We start from the raw sequence: 18,271 nt of genomic DNA on the forward strand, positions 1-18,271 counted from the left end.
TCACGCGGCTCTTCTGAGCTTCTGCGCGGCACCGCTTATTTGCGCATATAACCTCATAAATAAACCCACCGGCAATATAGCCAATTGGCTATATGTACCGGTGGGTTTGTTATATGTGTGCTAGATGAGCTGGGTTAGCTTACTTAGCGGGGTAGGAGGGCACGTCGTAGCCGCCCATGCGCTCCAGAACGCGAATCACCTGGCAGGAGTAACCGAACTCGTTGTCGTACCAGACGTAGACAATTGCGGAGTCATCGGTCACCACGGTAGCCAGCGAGTCCACAACACCTGCGGTGCGGGAACCCACGAAGTCGGTGGAAACAGCCTCGGGGGAATCCGAGTAACCCACCTGGCGGCGCAGCTCGCCGTCGATGGACTCGCGGCGGAACAGCTCGTTCAGTTCCTCAGCGGAATCTGCGGGCTTGGTCAGCTTCACGTTCAGGATTGCCATGGAGACGTCCGGGGTGGGAACGCGGATCGCGTTACCGGTCAGCTTGCCTTCCAGCTGCGGCAGAGCCTTAGAAACAGCCTTAGCTGCACCGGTCTCGGTGATGACCATGTTCAGCACAGCGGAGCGACCGCGGCGGTCACCCTTGTGGAAGTTGTCAATCAGGTTCTGATCGTTGGTGAATGCGTGAACGGTCTCAACGTGGCCGCGCTCAACACCGTATGCGTCATCCAGAACCTTCAGTGCCGGAGTAATCGCGTTGGTGGTGCAGGATGCTGCGGAGAGGATCTTGTCCTCATCGGTGATGACGTTGTCGTTCACGCCGAACACGATGTTCTTCATATCGCCCTTACCGGGAGCGGTCAGCAGAACACGAGAAATGCCGGGGCGGTTCAGGTGCTGCTCAAGGCCCGGAACGTCGCGCCAGCGGCCGGTGTTGTCCACCAGCAGAGCGTCCTTGATGCCGTACTCGGTGTAGTCGACAGTGGTCGGGTCAGAGGAGTAAATGAAGCGAACCGGAACACCGTTAGCGATGATGGTGCTGTTCTCCTCGTCCACCTCAATAACGCCCTTGAACGGGCCGTGAACAGAGTCGCGCTCCAGCAGGGATGCGCGCTTGACCAGGTCCTTATCGCCGTTCTTACGCACCACAACAGCGCGCAGGTTCAGGCCAGAACCCAGCGGCGAGGAGGAACGCTCCAGCAGAATACGAGCCAGCAGGCGACCAATACGACCGAAGCCGTACAGCACAACGTCCTGCTCCTTCGGCTGGTCACCCTGGTGGTTCACGGAGGAACCCAGCTGCTCGGGCAGCCACATGGACAGCTCGGGGGAGCCCGCCTCGTGGTGTGCCTTGTGCAGAGCAGCAATGTTAATCGAGCACGCGCCCAGGTTCAGCTCAACCAGGGCGCGAACCAGCTCGAGGGAGTGCGCGGGGTTCAGGGGCGCACCGTCGATGTGGGATACGAAATCGTGCAGCTTCAGCAGCTCAATGACAGACTTGTTGACCAGGCTGCGGCCGTGAATGCTCAGCACCACGCCGTTCTCGCGGTGCAGCTTACCGATGAGGGGGATCAGCTCCTCTGCGGTAGCCTCACGGTTAACCCAGGTAGCGGTTGCAGTCGTCACGTATGACCTTCTTCCTAACTTCGTCGTTGGAGGGTAGGCGCGACGATGCTGTCGCGTCAATACCGTGCCGGGCGTTAAGACCCGGCGTCGGTTTAAGTCTAACCCGTGCGGACCCCTTCAGAGCCTCAAAATTAGCGATATTGAGGCTAAAAGTCAGAAGAGACAGAAGGCAGTTTGTGAACCCACACGACAAGCCAACATAAGCCCTCAAAAGGGAAAGCAAAACCACTTTAAATACCCACAAAAACACACGTCACGACCCGGAAAACATGAGTAGAATTGAAACCATGTTGACTGTAATCGGTGAAGCACTCGTAGACGTCGTCCACCAGCACGACGGAGAAACCCGCGCCTACCCTGGCGGATCGCCCATGAACGTAGCCGTCGGCGCACGCCGCCTCGGCCACCCCACCAACTTCGTCGGCCACTACGGCCCCGACGCCTACGGTAAGAGCATTGACGCGCACCTGGAAGCATCCCAGGTGACCCTGCCCTTCGAGCACAGTGCTGAACGCACCTCCGTCGCCCAGGCAACCATCGGTGCCGACGGCGCAGCAGAGTACGAATTCGACATCACCTGGTCCCTCGACTCCGTCGCCGAGAAGCTCACCGAACTGGCACGCACCTCCGACGCAGTGCACACCGGCTCCATCGCTGCCATGCTCGAACCCGGCGCGCACGTGGTCGCAGCAGCCTTCGAAGCGGCCCGCGACAGTGCCCTGCTCAGCTACGACCCGAACTGCCGCCCCACCCTCATCCACAACGTCGACGAGGGCCGCGCATGGGCGGAAAAGTTCGTGTCCCTCTCCACCGTCGTGAAGGCATCTGACGAGGATCTGCAGTGGCTCTACCCCGACCGCTCCCTCGACGACACCGCACGCGCATGGCTTGACCTCGGCGCCGAGCTGATGGTCATCACTCGCGGCGAGGACGGCCCCATCGCCTTCACCAAGAAGTACCCCGAGGGCGTCAGCCAGCCCGCACACCGCGTTGAGGTTGCGGACACTGTCGGTGCCGGCGACTCCCTCATGGCGGCACTCATCGCGGGCCTGCTCGACCGCGGTATCGCCGGCGCTGAGGCGCGCGCCAAGGTCGCCGCACTGACCGCCGAAGACATCGCCGACCTACTGCGTTTCTCCGCAACCGCAGCCGGCATCACCGTCTCCCGCGCGGGCGCTAACCCGCCCACCCGCGAAGAACTTGACGCCGTACTCAACGGCTAAATAATCTGCGCCTCGCCGGCGGATAGCTCACTCTGTCCGCCGGCGTCGCCATATCCACCCGCACCCCAACGCTGAGGAGCACCATGACCAACATCGGCACCGCACCCCTGCCCCGCGAACCCTACGCGGGCCTGCCCGAACTGCCCGAATTCACCCTGACCTCCACCGACATTCAGGACGGCGGCACCGCCCCCGAATGGATGCGCTCCGCCCTCTTCGGCGTGGCGGGCGGTCAGGACCGCTCCCCGCAGCTGTCCTGGAGCGGATTCCCCGAGGGCACCAAGTCATTCGTGCTGACCTGCTTCGACCCGGATGCGCCGGTCCCCAGCGGCTTCTGGCACTGGACTGTCTCCAACATTCCCGCCAACGTGACCAGCATTGACACTGGCGCGGATGCACCCGCCGGGGCCCTGACGCACCGCAACGACGCCGGTGTGGCGGGCTTCCTGGGTGCTGCCCCTCCGGCTGGTCACGGCCCGCACCGCTACATCTTCTGCGTCACCGCCGTGGATGTGGAGAAGCTCGACATTGACGAGAACGCCAGCCCCGCCGTCGTGAATTTTAACCTGCTTGGCCACGGTTTGGGTCGTGCGTTCCTGACCGTCACCTACGCGGAACCGGCAGTCTAGCACGTAGCCCCAACCAGCACCGATACACCCCACCACTGAAGGCATATCTGCATGATTAAACTCATCGCCAGCGACCTGGACGGCACCCTCATCGGGCACGATTTCCGGTTCCGTCCGCGTACCTTGCGCGCCCTTGAGGCCGCCCGCGCCGCCGGGATCGATATTGTCTTTGTCACCGGCCGCCCGAGCCGCTGGCTTACGCCCCTGCGCGAGCAGACCGATTTCGACTCCTACGCCATCTGCTCCAACGGTGCCGTGGTGTACCACCTGGGTGCGAACGAGGTGGAAGAAGTCAACGGCGCTGATCCCGCGGTGATTGCCCGTACTCACGAGCTACTGGAGCCCATGTTCCCCGACGCCACCTACACCCTCGAAACCGTGGACACTGTCTACATTCAGGGCCCGCACGAGGGCGGTGAGGTGCTTGAGGGCGCCCGCGTGGTGGAGGCGAAAATCGCCGAGGCGCTCGAACGTATTGGATCAACCCCGGTCATTAAGTACCTGATTCGTGTGCCCGGCATGGACCCGGATATTCTGCAGGCGCGCGTGCATCAGGCGGTCGGTTCGCTGGTGTCGGTGACCCGCGGCGTGGTCGGTGAGCCGCTCGTCGAGATGGGCTCTAAGACCGTGAATAAGGGGCGGATCCTGGAGAAGTTCGCGGCACGCCACGGCATTGAGGCGCACGAGGTCATGGCGTTCGGTGACATGCCGAATGATGCGGAGATGCTTTGCTGGGCGGGGGAGGGCTTCGCCATGGCCTCGGGGCAGCCGGCGCTCATTGCGAAGGTGGGGCGCACTTGCCCGCCCTTCCATGAGGACGGTGTGGCGCAGACGATTGAGGCGATGCTCGCCGAACGGTCCTAGCCGCCTAGCATTAGCTATCCAGCACGAGACATCCGGTGCTAGCTATCCAGCACTAGCGGCTAGGTGAGCCTCCGCAGACATAACTCAGACATAAACTTTTATGTCTACACATAAAAAATTTGAGTCTAGACATAAAATTTTATGTCTAGACTCAAATTTTTGTGTCTGATTTACATCTAATTTGTGTCTAGACTAAAATTTTTTGTATGAACAACGTGGAATGGACCCCCGAATGGCTTGCTGAAACCATCAGACTACTGTGCACTCACGGCAGCGATACGCAGTTTATTGAGGTTAAAAAAGCCCACGGAGGCTACCCCGGAAGCCTAGACGCAACCCTGAGTAGCTTCTCCAATAGTTCCACGGGCGGAATCATTATCTGCGGCCTCGACGAGAATAATGACTTTGCGCCTGTAGGGGTATACGACCCTGCAGACCTAGAAAAAACCCTCGGCAACAAGCTCCGCAGGGGCCTCAAGCCGCCGAACACCATGGAATCCGGCACCATCCTCTACGAAGACGCCAAAATCTTTGTTGCCGCAATCCCTCCGCTGCCTCCCTATGAACGCCCCTCCTACATTGGCGGTAAAGCGTACGTGCGTTCCGGCGACGGTGACCACGAAATGAGCCGCCACGAAACCGACCTGATGGTGGCTCAGCGGACACGCACCGGATTCGATGAGGAGCCGGTAGAATACACCTCCCTGGCTGACCTAGACGAAGGCCTCAAAACTGCTTATCTGCGAGACGTCCGCGCTAAATCACGCCGCCTCGCCGGAAGCTCCGATGAAGAGGTGCTCCGACGTAAGGGAATTATTGCCCTCGGAACCGACAACCTTTCCCTTGCGGGCTTGTATGCTTTGGGTTATTACCCCCAAGAGTTCAGGGCCTCGCTCAAAGTTACCGGAGTCGTCCCCGACCCAAGCGATAAAGCCCGCAACCTCGACAAATTCGAGGCGGACGGCCCCATCCCCGCCATGCTCGAAGAGACTCTGGCATGGGTCAAGCGGAACCTGGCTCACCCGGTTGTCGAGCTACCCAATGGACACCTCGTCAACGGGCAGGAAGTACCCGATATTGCCCTTCGTGAGATCCTGTCGAATGCACTCGTACACCGCAGCCTCAACCCCAAAGCAGATACCGAAGAGGTGCGTGTCAGGATTTACCCCGACCGAATCTTAGTAGAAAACCCCGGCGGTCTATACGGAATCACCATTCAACGCTTGCAAGAGTATGGGGAACGTTCCCGCGTGAATGACCGCCTGTATGACGTCTGCACGCACGTAACAACCCCAGACGCCGGATACCGAGTCATCGAGGGCGAGGGTAGCGGCATCTACATGGCACAGGAGGCGGTGCGTCGGGCAGGGCTGAAACCCATCCAATTCATTGATAAGGTTATTCAGTTTATCGTAATCATCAGCAGGGAGCCTCTGGCTGGTGCTCGTACCGCCGACATCGGTTCACCGCAGCAGAAGTCGGACGTAGACCCGCGTCAATCGTCACCTACGATTCCCAGTAGCCGTCAGGAGGCGGTGCTCCTCGCTCTGCGCTCGCTACGCCGCCCCGCAGGTATCGATGACATCATGGACGCTCTTCCCGGGCCTTTTGCTGAGCTGCAGAAATCGCAGGTTCGGTACGTTCTGACAAAGCTTCTTCAAGAAGGAGTTATTACCCGTGATGGCGGTCGAGGCATCCGCAACACCTCGTACCAGCTGGTATAAGGAACATAGCTACGGCATCTGGAACTTGAGCCGCAATAGAACAAAAACGGCCCGGATGGATTGGTTTCCATCCGGGCCGCTTTTCATACAGTCTACGCCTCAGGAGTATTACTCCAACGGGCGGTCAGGCGCCTAGTGCACCTCAGTGCTCTTCTCAGGGTCGAAGGGTTCCAAGGGGTCGCCAGCAGCCTTCGTGTACTTCGCGATGAAGGTCATCAGGTGGAAGATAATCAGGGTCGCAGCGGTACCCAGAGCAATACCGGCGAAAGACAGCTCACCGAAGGTCCAGGTGTAGTCCGCAATACCCACGATCAGCGCCACGGCGGCGGTGGTCAGGTTGATCTGGTTCGAGAAGTTCACACGGTTCTCGCTCCAAATACGTGCGCCGAGCATACCGATCATGCCGTACAGAACGGTTGCGGCACCGCCCAGAACACCCGCCGGGACGGTCGCAATTGCCGCACCGAATGCGGGGAACATGGACAGCGCAATCGCGAAGATAGCAGCCACCCAGTACGCCGCGGTGGAGTACACCTTGGTTGCAGCCATAACGCCAATGTTTTCAGCGTAGGTGGTGGTACCCGAACCGCCGCCGAAACCGGCGATGGTGGTTGCCAGGCCGTCCGCCATGAGGGCACGACCCGAATAGTCGTCCAGGTTCTTGCCGCTCATCAGCGCAACAGACTTCACATGGCCGATGTTCTCAGCCACCAGCACCAGAATCACGGGGATGAACAGGCCGGCGAGCTCCCAGTGGAACTCGGGGGTCTGGAACTGTGGCAGACCAACGATGCCCTGAGTCTCAACTGCCTTGTCAATCTTGGAGAAATCCACCTCGCCGCGAATCACGGCGGTGATGTAACCAATGCCCACACCCAGCAGAATGGACAGGCGACCAATGATGCCCTTGAACAGCACCGAAATCAGGATGATGGAGCACAGGGTCACCAGTGCGGTCACCGGTGCCACCATGAAGTTATCCTTAGCACTCTTCGCCAAGTTGAAGCCAATCAGCGCCACAATCGAGCCGGTGACGACCGGCGGCATGAGCTTGGTGAGCCAGCCGGTACCGGCGAACTGAACAATCAGGCCAACCAGGAACAGTGCCACACCCGCCATGACGATACCGCCGAGGGCACCAGCGGGGCCGTGCGAGTTCATGGCAGCCGCCAGGGGCGCAATGAACGCGAAAGAGGAGCCCAGGTAGGAAGGGACGCGTCCGCGGGTAATCAGCAGGAACAGGACCGTGCCGAGACCCGAGAAGAACAGGGTGGTTGCCGGCGGGAAGCCGGTAATAATCGGCACGAGGAAGGTCGCGCCGAACATTGCGACCACGTGCTGCGCGCCGATGCCGATAGTAATCGGCCATGCGAGGCGTTCGTTCGGGGCAACGAAGGAACCGGGCTTGATGCTGCGGCCGTCGCCGTGGATCGACCAGTCAAAGCCGAGAAGCTTAGAGATGCTCAAAGGGAGCTCCTGAGGTGAATGTGGTGGTGTATAAAATTCCACATAATTCTACGCGTATGCGGGTGTGGGTCACAGCTAAACGGCTATAAATATGAGCAGGGATACGTTGAGTGGGGCATATATTCTCTTATGATGAGCCCCAAACCCCTAATATATAGCCCAGAATGCATCAATACCCCGTATATGCAGTTCAAGGCATATACGGGGTATTGATGCAAAGAGCGAATAAAAACACTCGCTACACACAGCTCAATGGCTTAGAGAGCGTCACGCAGGTTATCCAGGTGATCGTAACGCGCCAGCTCATAACGCAGGTGACCCTCGGTCGGGGACTGAACCGGCAGGAACGTCGCCTCACGCAGGCGGCGAGCCGTCGGGGACTCAGCCACGTAACCGGCGCCTCCAACGACCTGCAGCTCAAAGTGAGTAGCAATGGTCGCAAAGTGCGAAACACCCAGGCGCAGGCTCAGCAGGTCACGACGCTCAGCACGCGCCGGCTCAGATGCCAGGCGAACCAGTTCCTCACGCAGGCTCTGGTACTCCGCCAGGATCAGCGGGAACTCAGGGCGGAACACGCCCTGCGAGACGTCCAGGTGCTTAGCAGCCTCCTGCAGAGCACCAGCGGCAAGGCCCAGGCAGAACGACGACTGAACCAGCAGGAACGGTGCGGTCACATCGTGCAGGAATGCCTCAATGTTGTCGCTGAGAACGTCCTCGCTCGGAACGAAAACGTCCTCGAACTTCAGGGTGCCGGACTCGGTGCCGTTCAGCGCCAGCAGGTTGCGGTGATACTGAATGCTCAGACCTTCAACATCCTGGCGGACCGTCACGATGTAGCGGTTCGGGTGGCTTTCCGGGGCGTTCTGCACAGCCACCGGAAGAACAATCACGCCGCCCGGGTACAGGTTCGACGCCCACGACACGGAACCGTTCAGCTTCAGACCGCCCTCAACGAGAGTGCCCTCAACCTTAATCGGTGCCAGGCCCGAAGCCTCCTTGTACGCTGCCGCCATCGCGGTGGTGCCGCTGACGGTTGCATCCGCCAGACCCTCGGGCAGCTCGCGGCCCACAGCGTCAAAGAACGCGATGGTGGAGCGGTGAGCCCACAGGGAGAACGCCGTGGAGGCATCCTCGGTGGCAAGGTCGAACGCTACCGAAACCTGGGGGACCAGGGAGCCGCCGTCACGGCCCAGGGTAATCAGGCCGTCCTTAGCGATTTCGCGCAGGTTCTCGAAGGGGGAACGCTCGCCACGGTCAACCGCGCTAGCGTGGGTTCGGGCGAGTGCGAGCACCTGCTCGCGCTGGGGGTAGTCGTAGAGGGGTTCGAGAGTGAACTCGGACATGGGGTTTCTCCTAAGCGGGGAGTGTCACATCTATGCGTGCAGCTTGAACAGTCGGTCAATGGGGGTGCTGACGGCCTTACGGGCGCGAACAACAGCTTCTTCGTCGGGTGCGTCGTAGAAGCAGAGGCACTTTGCGGTGTCTTCGCGAACGTAGGTGCGCAGGAAGGAAACCTCGGGTACTTCAGCGTACTTGGGGGCGTTTGCCTTCTTGCGGGTCAGGTACTGTTCCATGGTGATTTCTGCGGGGATGTCCCACTCAACCAGGTAGTCTGCGTCCTTCTTGAGCTTCTTGATGTCTTCGAGCTCTGCGCCGACCAGGCGGACTGCGTCGGGGCCTGCGACGGCTGCGCGCTCACCGATGGCTGCGGTGAGGTCGGGGCCGAATGCGGTGCTCTCAGCTTCGACGATGACGAAGACAATCTTGTGGTCTGCGGAGACCTGGGTTTCGATGAGCTCTGCGCCGTGGCTCAGGGACGAGTTGACGGTCTCGATGAGTGCGGTTGCTTCGTCCTTGGACGGCTGCGCGGGGGTCAGTTCTACCAGGTAAAGTGCCATGATGTTCTCCTCGGCTTAGGGTTGAAGGGTTGTTCCGGAAGGGGCCTTCCGGTTTGTTATGGATTCACCTTAGACCCGTGGTTGAGGGCTGTCTAGTAGATTTCTGTTCGTGGCTTAATACGTCCTTTTTGACTCTAATGTTCGTCATGTGTGTTCATGCGGAGACATAAATCGTCACAGTTCCGTGCATGGGAACCCGCCTACAGCCGCAGAATTTTCGCGTGGGTTATCGAACCCGGAGGCGCATCTATCCGCGCCGTCCCGCTCGTGCTGCAAAGTCGTCGAGGGCGCGGTTGAGAGCGGGGACAGTCCACACTTTTTGCCCCTGAATTTTGACCCGCTCTTCACGTAGAATCTGCAGCTCCACCATGCGGTTGAGGAGGCGGTACACGCTGGCTTTCGACCCGGGAGTGTGCTCCTCCACCATGCGCGCGGTGAAGGCGGGTTCGGTGCAGCACAGGTCGGCGAGGGAACGCAGGAGAGGGGTTTTGCGCTGGGCAATGGACAGCACCTCATCGCGCAGGGTTTCAATGTCTTGCGCCAGGATTTCTGCGTTGGTGATTGCCTTCTGAGTGGCGTCAATGAAGAGCTCGATGATGGGTTCGGCGTCGCCTGCACGGTAGTCGGTGAGTGCCTGAACGTACCCTTCGGTGTCGTGCAGCAGGCCGGAGGAGACCGGCAGAATCACGTGGCGGGTGACACCGCGGGCGAGCAGGAGTGCGGAGATGAGGGCTCGTCCGGTTCGACCGTTGCCGTCGGTGAAGGGGTGGATGGTTTCAAATTGGGCGTGCGCAATCGCCGCCTGCGCGAGGGGGTCAATATCGCGGCGGTTCATGAAGGCTACGAGGTCTTCGAGGGCGGCAGGAACCCTCTCGTGATGCGGTGCCACATAGTCGGCGGTTACCGGCGAATCACCCTTAATCCACACCCACTGGGTGCGGAGTACACCGGAGTCCTGCTGCAGGCCGCGGGTCAGTTCGCGGTGCATCGCGAGGATATTATCGACGCTAATGTTTTCTGCGGTGTTCAGGGCTGCACGCATGGCGTGAACATTGCGCGCCACCAGCTCGGCGTTAACGCCGACCTTCGACCCGCTTGCACCCAGGACAGCCAGTGAGAGCCTGCGTGCGCTAACGGTGAGGTTTTCAATCTGCGAGCTGGAGGCGGATTCGCCGCGCAGAAGAACTGCCGAAAAGGGGATGCCGCCGATGTGGTGGAGCCGCTCATCGAAGCGGGTCATTGCGGTGGCGTTCTCTTGGAGGCGTGCTCGCAGTGCGGGGCTGAGTTCGACGTTGAGTGCGGCAATGGAGGCGGGTACGGCGCTGGAGAAGGTGCCGGAGTTGCGGCGCGTTGCGCGGCGGGAGGCGAGGGCGTCGCGGTGAACCCAAGGGGTTTGCGGCTCCCATGTGAGGGCGGGCCAGGTGATGGCTGAGGGCATGGTTCCTCCTCCCTCCTCCTCTTCATCGGTGTCGTCTTGCTGGTCGTATGGGGGGGGTCTTAATAAGACAATACACTTCGATTTTCTTATTAAGGCGCTTAATAAGAAAATCCGCGCGGATTGTCTCATTAAGGAAAATGCCCCGAACGCCCCTAAACCCGCCCCTCCTGAACCTCCCTTCAACATTCCGGCGCTCCGACTGCTGGCACATACACCAGGGCATGCACCAAGTGCATACAGCAAGGGCCCCGAACCCTTGATATTTCAAGGATTCGGGGCCCTTAGCCTTATATGCTCACGCCGCCTGAAACAGCGAGTCGGCAGTGCAGGCAAGTAACTTTGTGGTTACTTCACACCGCGCATGAGCTTCTGAACCGGCTTGTGTACCAGGAACAGCAGAATACCGGTCGCGATGGTGATAATACCCATCCAGGTGAAGTAGGGAACCTCAGTCTCCATGGTGTAGAACGGAGCCAGCCAACCGGAGAGCACGGTACCCATTGCCACGGAGGTGAAGTACAGCGCCATCATGTTCACGCGGTGCGCTTTCGGTGCGAGCTTGGTCGCCAGCGAAATACCCACCGGCGAAATAATCAGCTCAGCGATGGTGCAGACGAACAGAATCAGCACGATCCAGCCGACGTTCACGCTCTGAACGCCCGCCTGAGCGAGGAAGATCCAGAACGCCAGACCAATAATGATCAGCGCTGCGGAGAACTTCAGGGTGGTGACCGGCTGGCGGTCGCCCCACTTGGTCCACAGGGCGGAGAACATCATGCCGAAGACGATGATGAAGATCGGGTTGATGGAGTTGACCAGGTTCGGGCTCAGCTCCATGCCCAGGATGTTCCAGTTGAGGCGCTCATCCGAGTACACCGCCATGACGGTGAACTGCTGCTGGTACAGTGCCCAGAACACGGCGTTTGCAATCCACAGGGGGATGAACGCGGTGACGCGGGAACGCTCATCGGAGGTGACGTCCTTAGCGCTCAGCAGCTGAGCGAACAGGGCGATAGCGCCGATGAAGATGAAGCCCATGACCCAGTTTTTGAGGTTGTCTGCGGTCATCAGACCGGTTGCCAACAGGATGCCGAGAACGACGACGATACCGACCAGTGCCAGGAAGAAGTTACGCTTCTGGCCGCCGGTGAAGGGGGTGCCCACGTGGTGCACGGAGGCGGGCAGGTTCTTGCGGGTCAGCGAGTACTGGATCAGACCGGCAGCCATACCGATTGCGGCAAGACCGAAGCCGAGGTGGAAGCCGCCAGCCTGCCAGCCCCAACCGGTCAGGATCGGGCCGATCAGTGCACCGGTGTTCACGCCGATGTAGAAGATGGTGAAGCCTGCGTCGCGGCGTGAGTCGTTGTCGCTGTAGAGCGAACCGACCAGCACGGATGCGTTACTCTTCAGGCCGCCGGAGCCGATAGCGACCAGCAGCAGACCAATCACCACGCCGGGGATGCCGGGGATGAGGGAGAGGGAGATGTGACCCGCCATAATGCCGATGGCGGAGTAGAAGAGGGTACGCTCGGGGCCGAGGATGCGGTCACCGAGGATACCGCCGAGGATTGCCATGAGGTACACGACTGCACCGTACGCGCCGATAACGCCGGTGGCGAGGTCCTTGTCGAGGCCCAGGCCGCCCTTGTCGGCGGTGTAGTACAGGTAGTAGATCATGATGCCCTGCATGCCGTAGAAGGAGAAGCGCTCCCACATTTCTACGGTGAACAGGTTCGCGAGCATGCTCGGGTGGCCGAAGAAGGTCTTGGTGTCCTTGGGTTCGGCACCTGTAATGGTGTGAGACATGGTGGTAATTCTTTTCTGTGCAAGCCCGGGGTTCTGTGTGACCCGGGCAATATGTGTTTAAGTCTATACCCTTGTGGGTGCATATGTATACATATTGTGTTCATATATTTCAAAGATTGAAGTATCAATCAGTGCATGAAAAACCATTTCGATTTTTTCGTATGCATCATTTCCGAATCTCACAAACCCCCAAATACCGGGCTAGATGCGCCACGCACCCCCAAAGCGCTAGAGTGGAACCACAACTATGCCCACCCGGCACCCCACCGTGCCGACCGGCCCGTCCTAGTTCATTTCAAAGGCTAGTTCAATTCAAAGGAGAACCCCATGACCGCTGTACCCCAGGTTGACCCCCGCGACGTTCCCGCAGGCGCAACCATCATCGACGTGCGTGAAGACTACGAGTGGGAGGGCGGCCACGCGACCGGCGCCAAGCACATCACTCTCGGCACCATCGCTGAGCGTCTGGAAGAACTGCCCGCACCCGGCGAAGACTTCTACGTCATCTGCCACGGCGGCGGCCGTTCGAACCGCGCGGCAACCTTCCTGCGCGAGCACGGCTACGCCGCACACAACATTGCGGGCGGCACCAGCGCGTGGTTTGCAGCCGGCCTGCCGATGACCAGCGAAAACGGCGAAGCACCCGCAGTCGTTCACTAAACCGCCAGTTCGCCTGCACGCCATACAGCCATACAATGGAGTCCGTGACTGAAACTTCCGCGGACCGTATTTTTTCCACCCCGAACGCTCCCGCTTCTGCGTCCCCCCATGCCCTGCCGAGTATTCTGCAGAGCATCCCGTGGGATGCGCAGACGCGGGAGCTTGTCGTGCGCCCGCTTCCTTTCGCGGTGAACTGCGAGGAGGCGTACCCACTGCTGACCGGTGGTGCCGAGTATTCCTTCTGGCTGGATTCGGCGCGTGAGGAGTCGCCTATGTCGGTTGCCTCGTATGTGGGTGTGGTTCCGGCGCAGCTGTCGCCCTTGCGCGTAGATTCGGCGCGTGCGGCGGCTGAGTCTGGCAGGGAAGACCCCTTCGCCCAGCTGGAGGCGGCGCTCGCCTGCGCACCGCGCGTGCACCCGGATACCGCGGCGGCAACCGGTCTGCCTGCGGGTTTGCGTGGCGGTTACGTGGGCTATTTCGGCTATGAGGCGCGTGCCGCCATGGGCATGGAGCACGGCCACCCGGTGCCGGGCTATCTGCCGGCGCATGAGGCGCCGACCCCGGATTCTCTGTGGTTGCCGGCGGTCCGCTACCTGGTGCATGAGCATGCCCGCCCGGGTCGTGCGGCGCGCAGCTGGCTGGTGGGCGATGAGCCGTGGTGTGAGGCGGCGGAACGGCTACTGACCGCGGCAGGGGAATGCGCCCTCGAAAATACCCCTGAGCTTACCGAGCCTCTGCTCTTCCCGGCGCCCGCCGCGGAAGCCTACATGGACTCCGTTCGCGCTAGTCAGCACGAAATCTACGAGGGTAACAGCTACGAGGTGTGCCTGACCGCGCAGACGGTCGCGCGCATCCAGAACCCGAGTCCGGAGCTTTTCTTTGAGCTGTACCGCCGCCAGCGCGCCCATAATTCGGCGCCGTATGCGGCGTATCTGCGGTGCGGTGATTTTTCGGTGCTTTCCTCCTCGCCGGAGCGTTTTTTGAGCGTGGATGAGCAGCGTAACGCCCAGACGAAGCCGATTAAGGGCACGATTGCTCGCGGCGCCACCCCGGAAGAAGACGCCGCCGCCGCTCAGTGGTTGCGTACCGATGAGAAGACTCGCGCCGAGAACCTCATGATTGTGGATTTGCTGCGTAACGACCTGTCCACGGTGTCTGACCCGGCGTCTGTGCGCGTGCCCGTGCTCATGGGCGTGGAGAGCTATTCGACGGTGCATCAGCTGGTGTCTACGGTCAGCTCTCGCCTGCGCGAGGGAATTTCCGCGGTGGCCGCCGTGCGGGCGTGCTTCCCGGGTGGTTCGATGACGGGTGCGCCGAAGCCCTCGACCATGCAGATTATTGAGCGCCTGGAGAATCGCGCTCGCGGCGTGTATTCGGGTGCCCTGGGCTTTGTGTCGGCGGACGGTTCAGCGAACCTGTCAATTGTGATTCGCACGCTCGTGGCGCACGATGAGGGCACGGTGACTCTTGCTGCCGGTGGTGCGGTGGTTGCCGATTCGGATCCTGCCGCCGAGTATGAGGAGATGCTGACGAAGCTGCGCGCCGCGTTGCCGCCGTCGGTGGGCCGCGTGGTGGAATAACCTAGCGCTGGAATAGCACAGGGAATAGCCTGCGCCGCCTGCACGTGAGCCGCTACACTGGAACTATGACTAAGCTTTCTGAAAACCTCCCCATTGAAGAAGCCCGTGAACGCCTGCGCCAGCTGATTATGGAGCTGGCTGTGGTGCGCGGGCACGTGGTCCTCGCCTCCGGCAAGGAAGCCGACTACTACGTTGACCTGCGCCGCATTACCCTGCACCATGAGGCTTCTCGCCTGGTCGGTCAGGTCATGCTGGACCTGCTGGATAAGAACGGCATCGAGTTTGAAGCTGCTGGCGGTCTGACCATGGGTGCTGACCCGGTGGGTACCGCGATTATGCGTGCCGCTGGTGATCAGGACCGTGCGATTGACGCGTTTGTGGTGCGTAAGGCTCAGAAGTCTTACGGCATGGGCCGTCAGGTGGAGGGTCCGAGCGTTGAGGGTCGCCGCGTGGTTGCTGTTGAGGACACCTCCACGACCGGTGGTTCTGCGCTGACTGCTGTTGAGGCGTTGCGTAAGGCTGGCGCTGAGGTTGTGGCGGTTGCTGTGATTGTTGACCGTGCGACCGGCGCTAAGGAGCACGTGGAAGAGGTTGCGGGCGTTCCGTGCCTGTACGCGTACTCGAAGGATGAGCTGGGCCTGGACTAGTCTCTGCTGGGCTGAGTTCTGAGGACCTCGTGATTTTTTAAGGCATTCCCGTTGTGGCGGGTGAACCCGTGCCGCTGGCTACTGTGTATGGCTGGTGGTGCGGGTTTTTGTCTGTAAGATGGCTCTGTGAGCGCCGGAGTGGCGCTGGTTGTTGGCGTGAAGGTGGTTGTGATGGTTGAGAATCGTGAAGCGGCTGAGGCTGTATCTGCTGAGGCTGCGCCTGCGGAGGCGGCTGTAGCCGAGGCTGTTGAGGGTACCGAGCAGGGTACCGCCCGTTTTGAGGTGGGTGTGGGCCCGTGGGAGGGCCCGTGGCCTGAGGGCGACCACTGGGATGAGGAGCTGCTGCGTGAGGGCGACCGCCGTAACGTGGTGGATAAGTACCGTTACTGGTCGATGGACGCGATTATTGCTGACCTGGATACGCGCCGCCATGATTTTCATGTGGCGATTGAGAATTGGCAGCATGATTTGAATATTGGCACGGTGGTGCGTACTGCGAATGCGATGTTGGCGAAGGAGGTCCATATTATTGGGCGTCGCCGTTGGAATCGTCGTGGTGCGATGGTGACGGATCGTTATCAGCATGTGCGTCATCATCCGACGATTGAGGATTTTGTGGCGTGGGCGCAGGGCGAGGGTCTGGAGATTATTGGTATTGATATTTTCCCGGATTCGGTGCCCCTGGAGACCTATGACTTGCCGAAGAAGTGCGTGCTGGTTTTTGGTCAGGAGGGCCCGGGCCTATCGGAGGAGCTGCATGCGGCGGCTAGGGATACTCTGTCGATTGAGCAGTTTGGGTCGACGCGTTCGATGAATGCGGCGACGGCTGCGGGTATTGCGATGCATGCGTGGGTTCGCCGTCATGTGTTTGGTCAGATTCCGTCGTAGTTCGGCGGCTGTTTATGAGGTGTTTAAAGGTTCCGATGCGTTGTGTGCGCGTCGGAACCTTTTTGTTGGGGATTGGGTGATTTTTTGTTTGGGTGGGGTGTTGAGTTTTTCACATGAATGTGGGTACCTATGGGGTTTGGTTCGTTGTTTGTGGTGGGGTTGTGTGATGTTATCTGGATTTTTTGTCTTGTAAATGTAGTAAATAATATTTGAATATATCTAAAGTGGGTAAATCACGTATTATCATATAAGTGATTTAGGTCACTAAATAAATAGTCTAGGTGTGCTAGTGTTAATTCAAGTCACAGGGAATATGAGAATCGCACTCTCAATTTCAGTTTGGGGCATGCGATGGATTTCCTGACTTCGCTCGCTAATGATTGCGGGTTGTGGATATGAATGACCGCGACGTCATTCTTTTGAAAGGAGATTCTGATGAGGATCTTTAATAAGTCTCTTGCTGTTGCGGCCTGTGTGGCTGCGGTGACTTTCGGTGCGGTAGCACCTCCGGCATATGCTGGGGTGACTCTCTATTCGGATGCAAATTTCCTTGGGGCCAGTATGGAAACTGAAGGGACGAAACATTTGGATTGGATGAGTGACCGTGCATCTTCATTGCATTCTGGTGGGTGTCGGTGGCGCTATTACGAAGACGTCGACCTTGCGGGTCGCAGGTTTGAGTCTTCTTCCGACCTCAACTATCTTCGCGGTCTAAGCCATGCGGGTCTCCATTGGGGCGAGACTTGGGATGATCGTATTAGTTCTATTGAAAAGGTACACTGCCCCTGGTAATTGTGATGGAGGAGCCCAATGTTTGTGGGCTCCTCCTGACTTTCCCGTTTGAAAGGAGTCGGTAACAATGAAGAAATCTGCTGCTCTGTTCGCCTGCTTTGCTTTAGCTTTAAGTTCCTGTGCCGCTACACCTAAAGATACTAGCCTCAAAGCCCAGCTGGATTTTGAAAATAACTATATTACTCTTCCGCTCGACGAATATGACATGAGTGACCAGGCCGAAGATATAACATATAGGGCGTATTTGTTGATTCTTAAAGAGTGCTACGCGAAAAAGGGATACGATTTTGAAATTCTAGAAAACGGCTTGGTTTCTGGCAACGCTTCCGAGTATGGCCTCTGGAATGTGAAGCATGTGGCGAATCATTTTACGTCCAGCAAAGTCGGAGAAGAGCAGGAAAGGATTTATAAGAGCATCCCTGAAGACGTCAGGGTCAGCTGCCGCGAAGAGCATCGGGAAGAACTGGATATGCTCTATTTTGATGAGGATGATGAGAAAAAGTACCGCCCTGTCGGTCGTATCCGTAGTGAAGCGTACCAGCGTGCGCAGGGTGACCCTGAATGGAAGAAAGCCCGCTCAGATTGGTGGGACTGTCAGCGTCAGGAAGGGTTGACGCCTCGCACCGGGGACGGTGAATGGACGAGTAAAGAATTGGCCAGTCTGAATGCTGATGATCCCAAAGTGTTGGAGGAGGTTATCCGCCTGGCAACCATTGAAGCTCAATGTAGTGAGAAGGTGAGGTTGGCTCAGCGTTTGGGTGATCTTGAGGCGTCCTATCAGGGGCCTTTGATTGAGAAGAATCAGGCGTTGCTGAATGATTTGAAGGCCTATCGTGATGCGAAGGTAGCGAAGGCGCGTGAAATTATCGCCACCCACCAGTAGCCACACCCGCTGAAGGGCAGAACGGGCGAACCACCCGCAGAATGCCCACAAGTTGCCCATAGAAAATCCGTGCATACGAAAATTTCACAAGAAGGAGCCGGGGAGTGTCACCACTCCCCGGCCCTCACTTTATTCACTCTCAACCTCGCAGCCCATGCCAGCGCACCTACAGGCTCGCCAGCTCAAGGCCACTCAG

At 59.2% G+C, this 18,271-nt stretch carries 15 protein-coding genes; 9 read left to right on the forward strand and 6 right to left on the reverse strand.

Features of this window, described 5'->3' with window-relative positions:
- Positions 1-139: 139 nt before the first annotated feature.
- Positions 140-1,576, reverse strand: coding sequence for a glyceraldehyde-3-phosphate dehydrogenase (locus tag HMPREF2999_RS00405; RefSeq protein ID WP_070674248.1), 1,437 nt, complete (start codon positions 1,574-1,576; stop codon positions 140-142).
- Positions 1,577-1,863: 287 nt separating this feature from the next.
- On the opposite strand from HMPREF2999_RS00405, the gene HMPREF2999_RS00410 reads away from it, so the two are divergent.
- From HMPREF2999_RS00410 to HMPREF2999_RS00425, 4 genes are all read left to right on the forward strand, one after another.
- Positions 1,864-2,799 carry a carbohydrate kinase family protein gene (locus HMPREF2999_RS00410; protein ID WP_070674251.1) on the forward strand — a complete coding sequence of 312 codons (936 nt, stop codon included), beginning with the start codon at positions 1,864-1,866 and terminating at the stop codon, positions 2,797-2,799.
- 83 nt (positions 2,800-2,882) lie between these two features.
- Entirely contained in the window at positions 2,883-3,428 is a 546-nt protein-coding gene (locus HMPREF2999_RS00415; protein ID WP_070674254.1) for a YbhB/YbcL family Raf kinase inhibitor-like protein, read from the forward strand.
- Positions 3,429-3,479: 51 nt separating this feature from the next.
- Positions 3,480-4,292 carry an HAD family hydrolase gene (locus HMPREF2999_RS00420; protein WP_005507952.1) on the forward strand — a complete coding sequence of 271 codons (813 nt, stop codon included), beginning with the start codon at positions 3,480-3,482 and terminating at the stop codon, positions 4,290-4,292.
- A gap of 206 nt (positions 4,293-4,498) precedes the next feature.
- Positions 4,499-6,016 carry an ATP-binding protein gene (locus HMPREF2999_RS00425; RefSeq protein ID WP_070674257.1) on the forward strand — a complete coding sequence of 506 codons (1,518 nt, stop codon included), beginning with the start codon at positions 4,499-4,501 and terminating at the stop codon, positions 6,014-6,016.
- A gap of 132 nt (positions 6,017-6,148) precedes the next feature.
- On the opposite strand, the gene HMPREF2999_RS00430 is transcribed toward HMPREF2999_RS00425, so the two are convergent.
- The 5 genes from HMPREF2999_RS00430 to HMPREF2999_RS00450 form a co-directional block, all read right to left on the reverse strand.
- Positions 6,149-7,483, reverse strand: a complete 1,335-nt coding sequence (locus tag HMPREF2999_RS00430) for a uracil-xanthine permease family protein (RefSeq protein ID WP_070674260.1) — start codon at positions 7,481-7,483, stop codon at positions 6,149-6,151.
- A gap of 257 nt (positions 7,484-7,740) precedes the next feature.
- Entirely contained in the window at positions 7,741-8,826 is a 1,086-nt protein-coding gene (locus HMPREF2999_RS00435; protein WP_070674263.1) for an acyl-CoA dehydrogenase family protein, read from the reverse strand.
- Positions 8,827-8,856: 30 nt separating this feature from the next.
- Positions 8,857-9,381, reverse strand: coding sequence for a DUF4242 domain-containing protein (locus tag HMPREF2999_RS00440; protein ID WP_049326806.1), 525 nt, complete (start codon positions 9,379-9,381; stop codon positions 8,857-8,859).
- A 247-nt stretch (positions 9,382-9,628) separates the two neighbouring features.
- The gene (locus HMPREF2999_RS00445) at positions 9,629-10,819 is read right to left on the reverse strand and encodes a Fic family protein (protein WP_070674266.1); all 1,191 of its coding nucleotides are present in this window, start codon (positions 10,817-10,819) and stop codon (positions 9,629-9,631) included.
- 345 nt (positions 10,820-11,164) lie between these two features.
- Positions 11,165-12,625: a peptide MFS transporter gene (locus HMPREF2999_RS00450; RefSeq protein WP_070674269.1), complete on the reverse strand. Its 1,461-nt coding sequence runs from the start codon at positions 12,623-12,625 to the stop codon at positions 11,165-11,167.
- Between the two features lie 327 nt (positions 12,626-12,952).
- Here HMPREF2999_RS00450 and HMPREF2999_RS00455 point away from each other — a divergent pair, with 327 nt between their 5' ends.
- From HMPREF2999_RS00455 to HMPREF2999_RS00475, 5 genes are all read left to right on the forward strand, one after another.
- Entirely contained in the window at positions 12,953-13,285 is a 333-nt protein-coding gene (locus tag HMPREF2999_RS00455) for a rhodanese-like domain-containing protein (RefSeq protein WP_005504230.1), read from the forward strand.
- 35 nt (positions 13,286-13,320) lie between these two features.
- On the forward strand, positions 13,321-14,865 hold the full coding sequence (gene pabB / locus HMPREF2999_RS00460) for an aminodeoxychorismate synthase component I (RefSeq protein WP_070674272.1): 1,545 nt from the start codon (positions 13,321-13,323) through the stop codon (positions 14,863-14,865).
- A 65-nt stretch (positions 14,866-14,930) separates the two neighbouring features.
- Positions 14,931-15,512, forward strand: a complete 582-nt coding sequence (gene pyrE / locus HMPREF2999_RS00465; protein WP_005504234.1) for an orotate phosphoribosyltransferase — start codon at positions 14,931-14,933, stop codon at positions 15,510-15,512.
- Between the two features lie 126 nt (positions 15,513-15,638).
- A complete protein-coding gene (locus tag HMPREF2999_RS00470) occupies positions 15,639-16,400 on the forward strand; it encodes a TrmH family RNA methyltransferase (RefSeq protein ID WP_210399525.1) in 762 nt (253 codons plus the stop codon).
- A gap of 859 nt (positions 16,401-17,259) precedes the next feature.
- Positions 17,260-18,075, forward strand: a complete 816-nt coding sequence (locus tag HMPREF2999_RS00475) for a hypothetical protein (protein ID WP_070674275.1) — start codon at positions 17,260-17,262, stop codon at positions 18,073-18,075.
- Positions 18,076-18,271: the final 196 nt, after the last annotated feature.

This window comes from Rothia sp. HMSC066H02, assembly GCF_001814995.1.
GTDB lineage: Bacteria > Actinomycetota > Actinomycetes > Actinomycetales > Micrococcaceae > Rothia > Rothia mucilaginosa.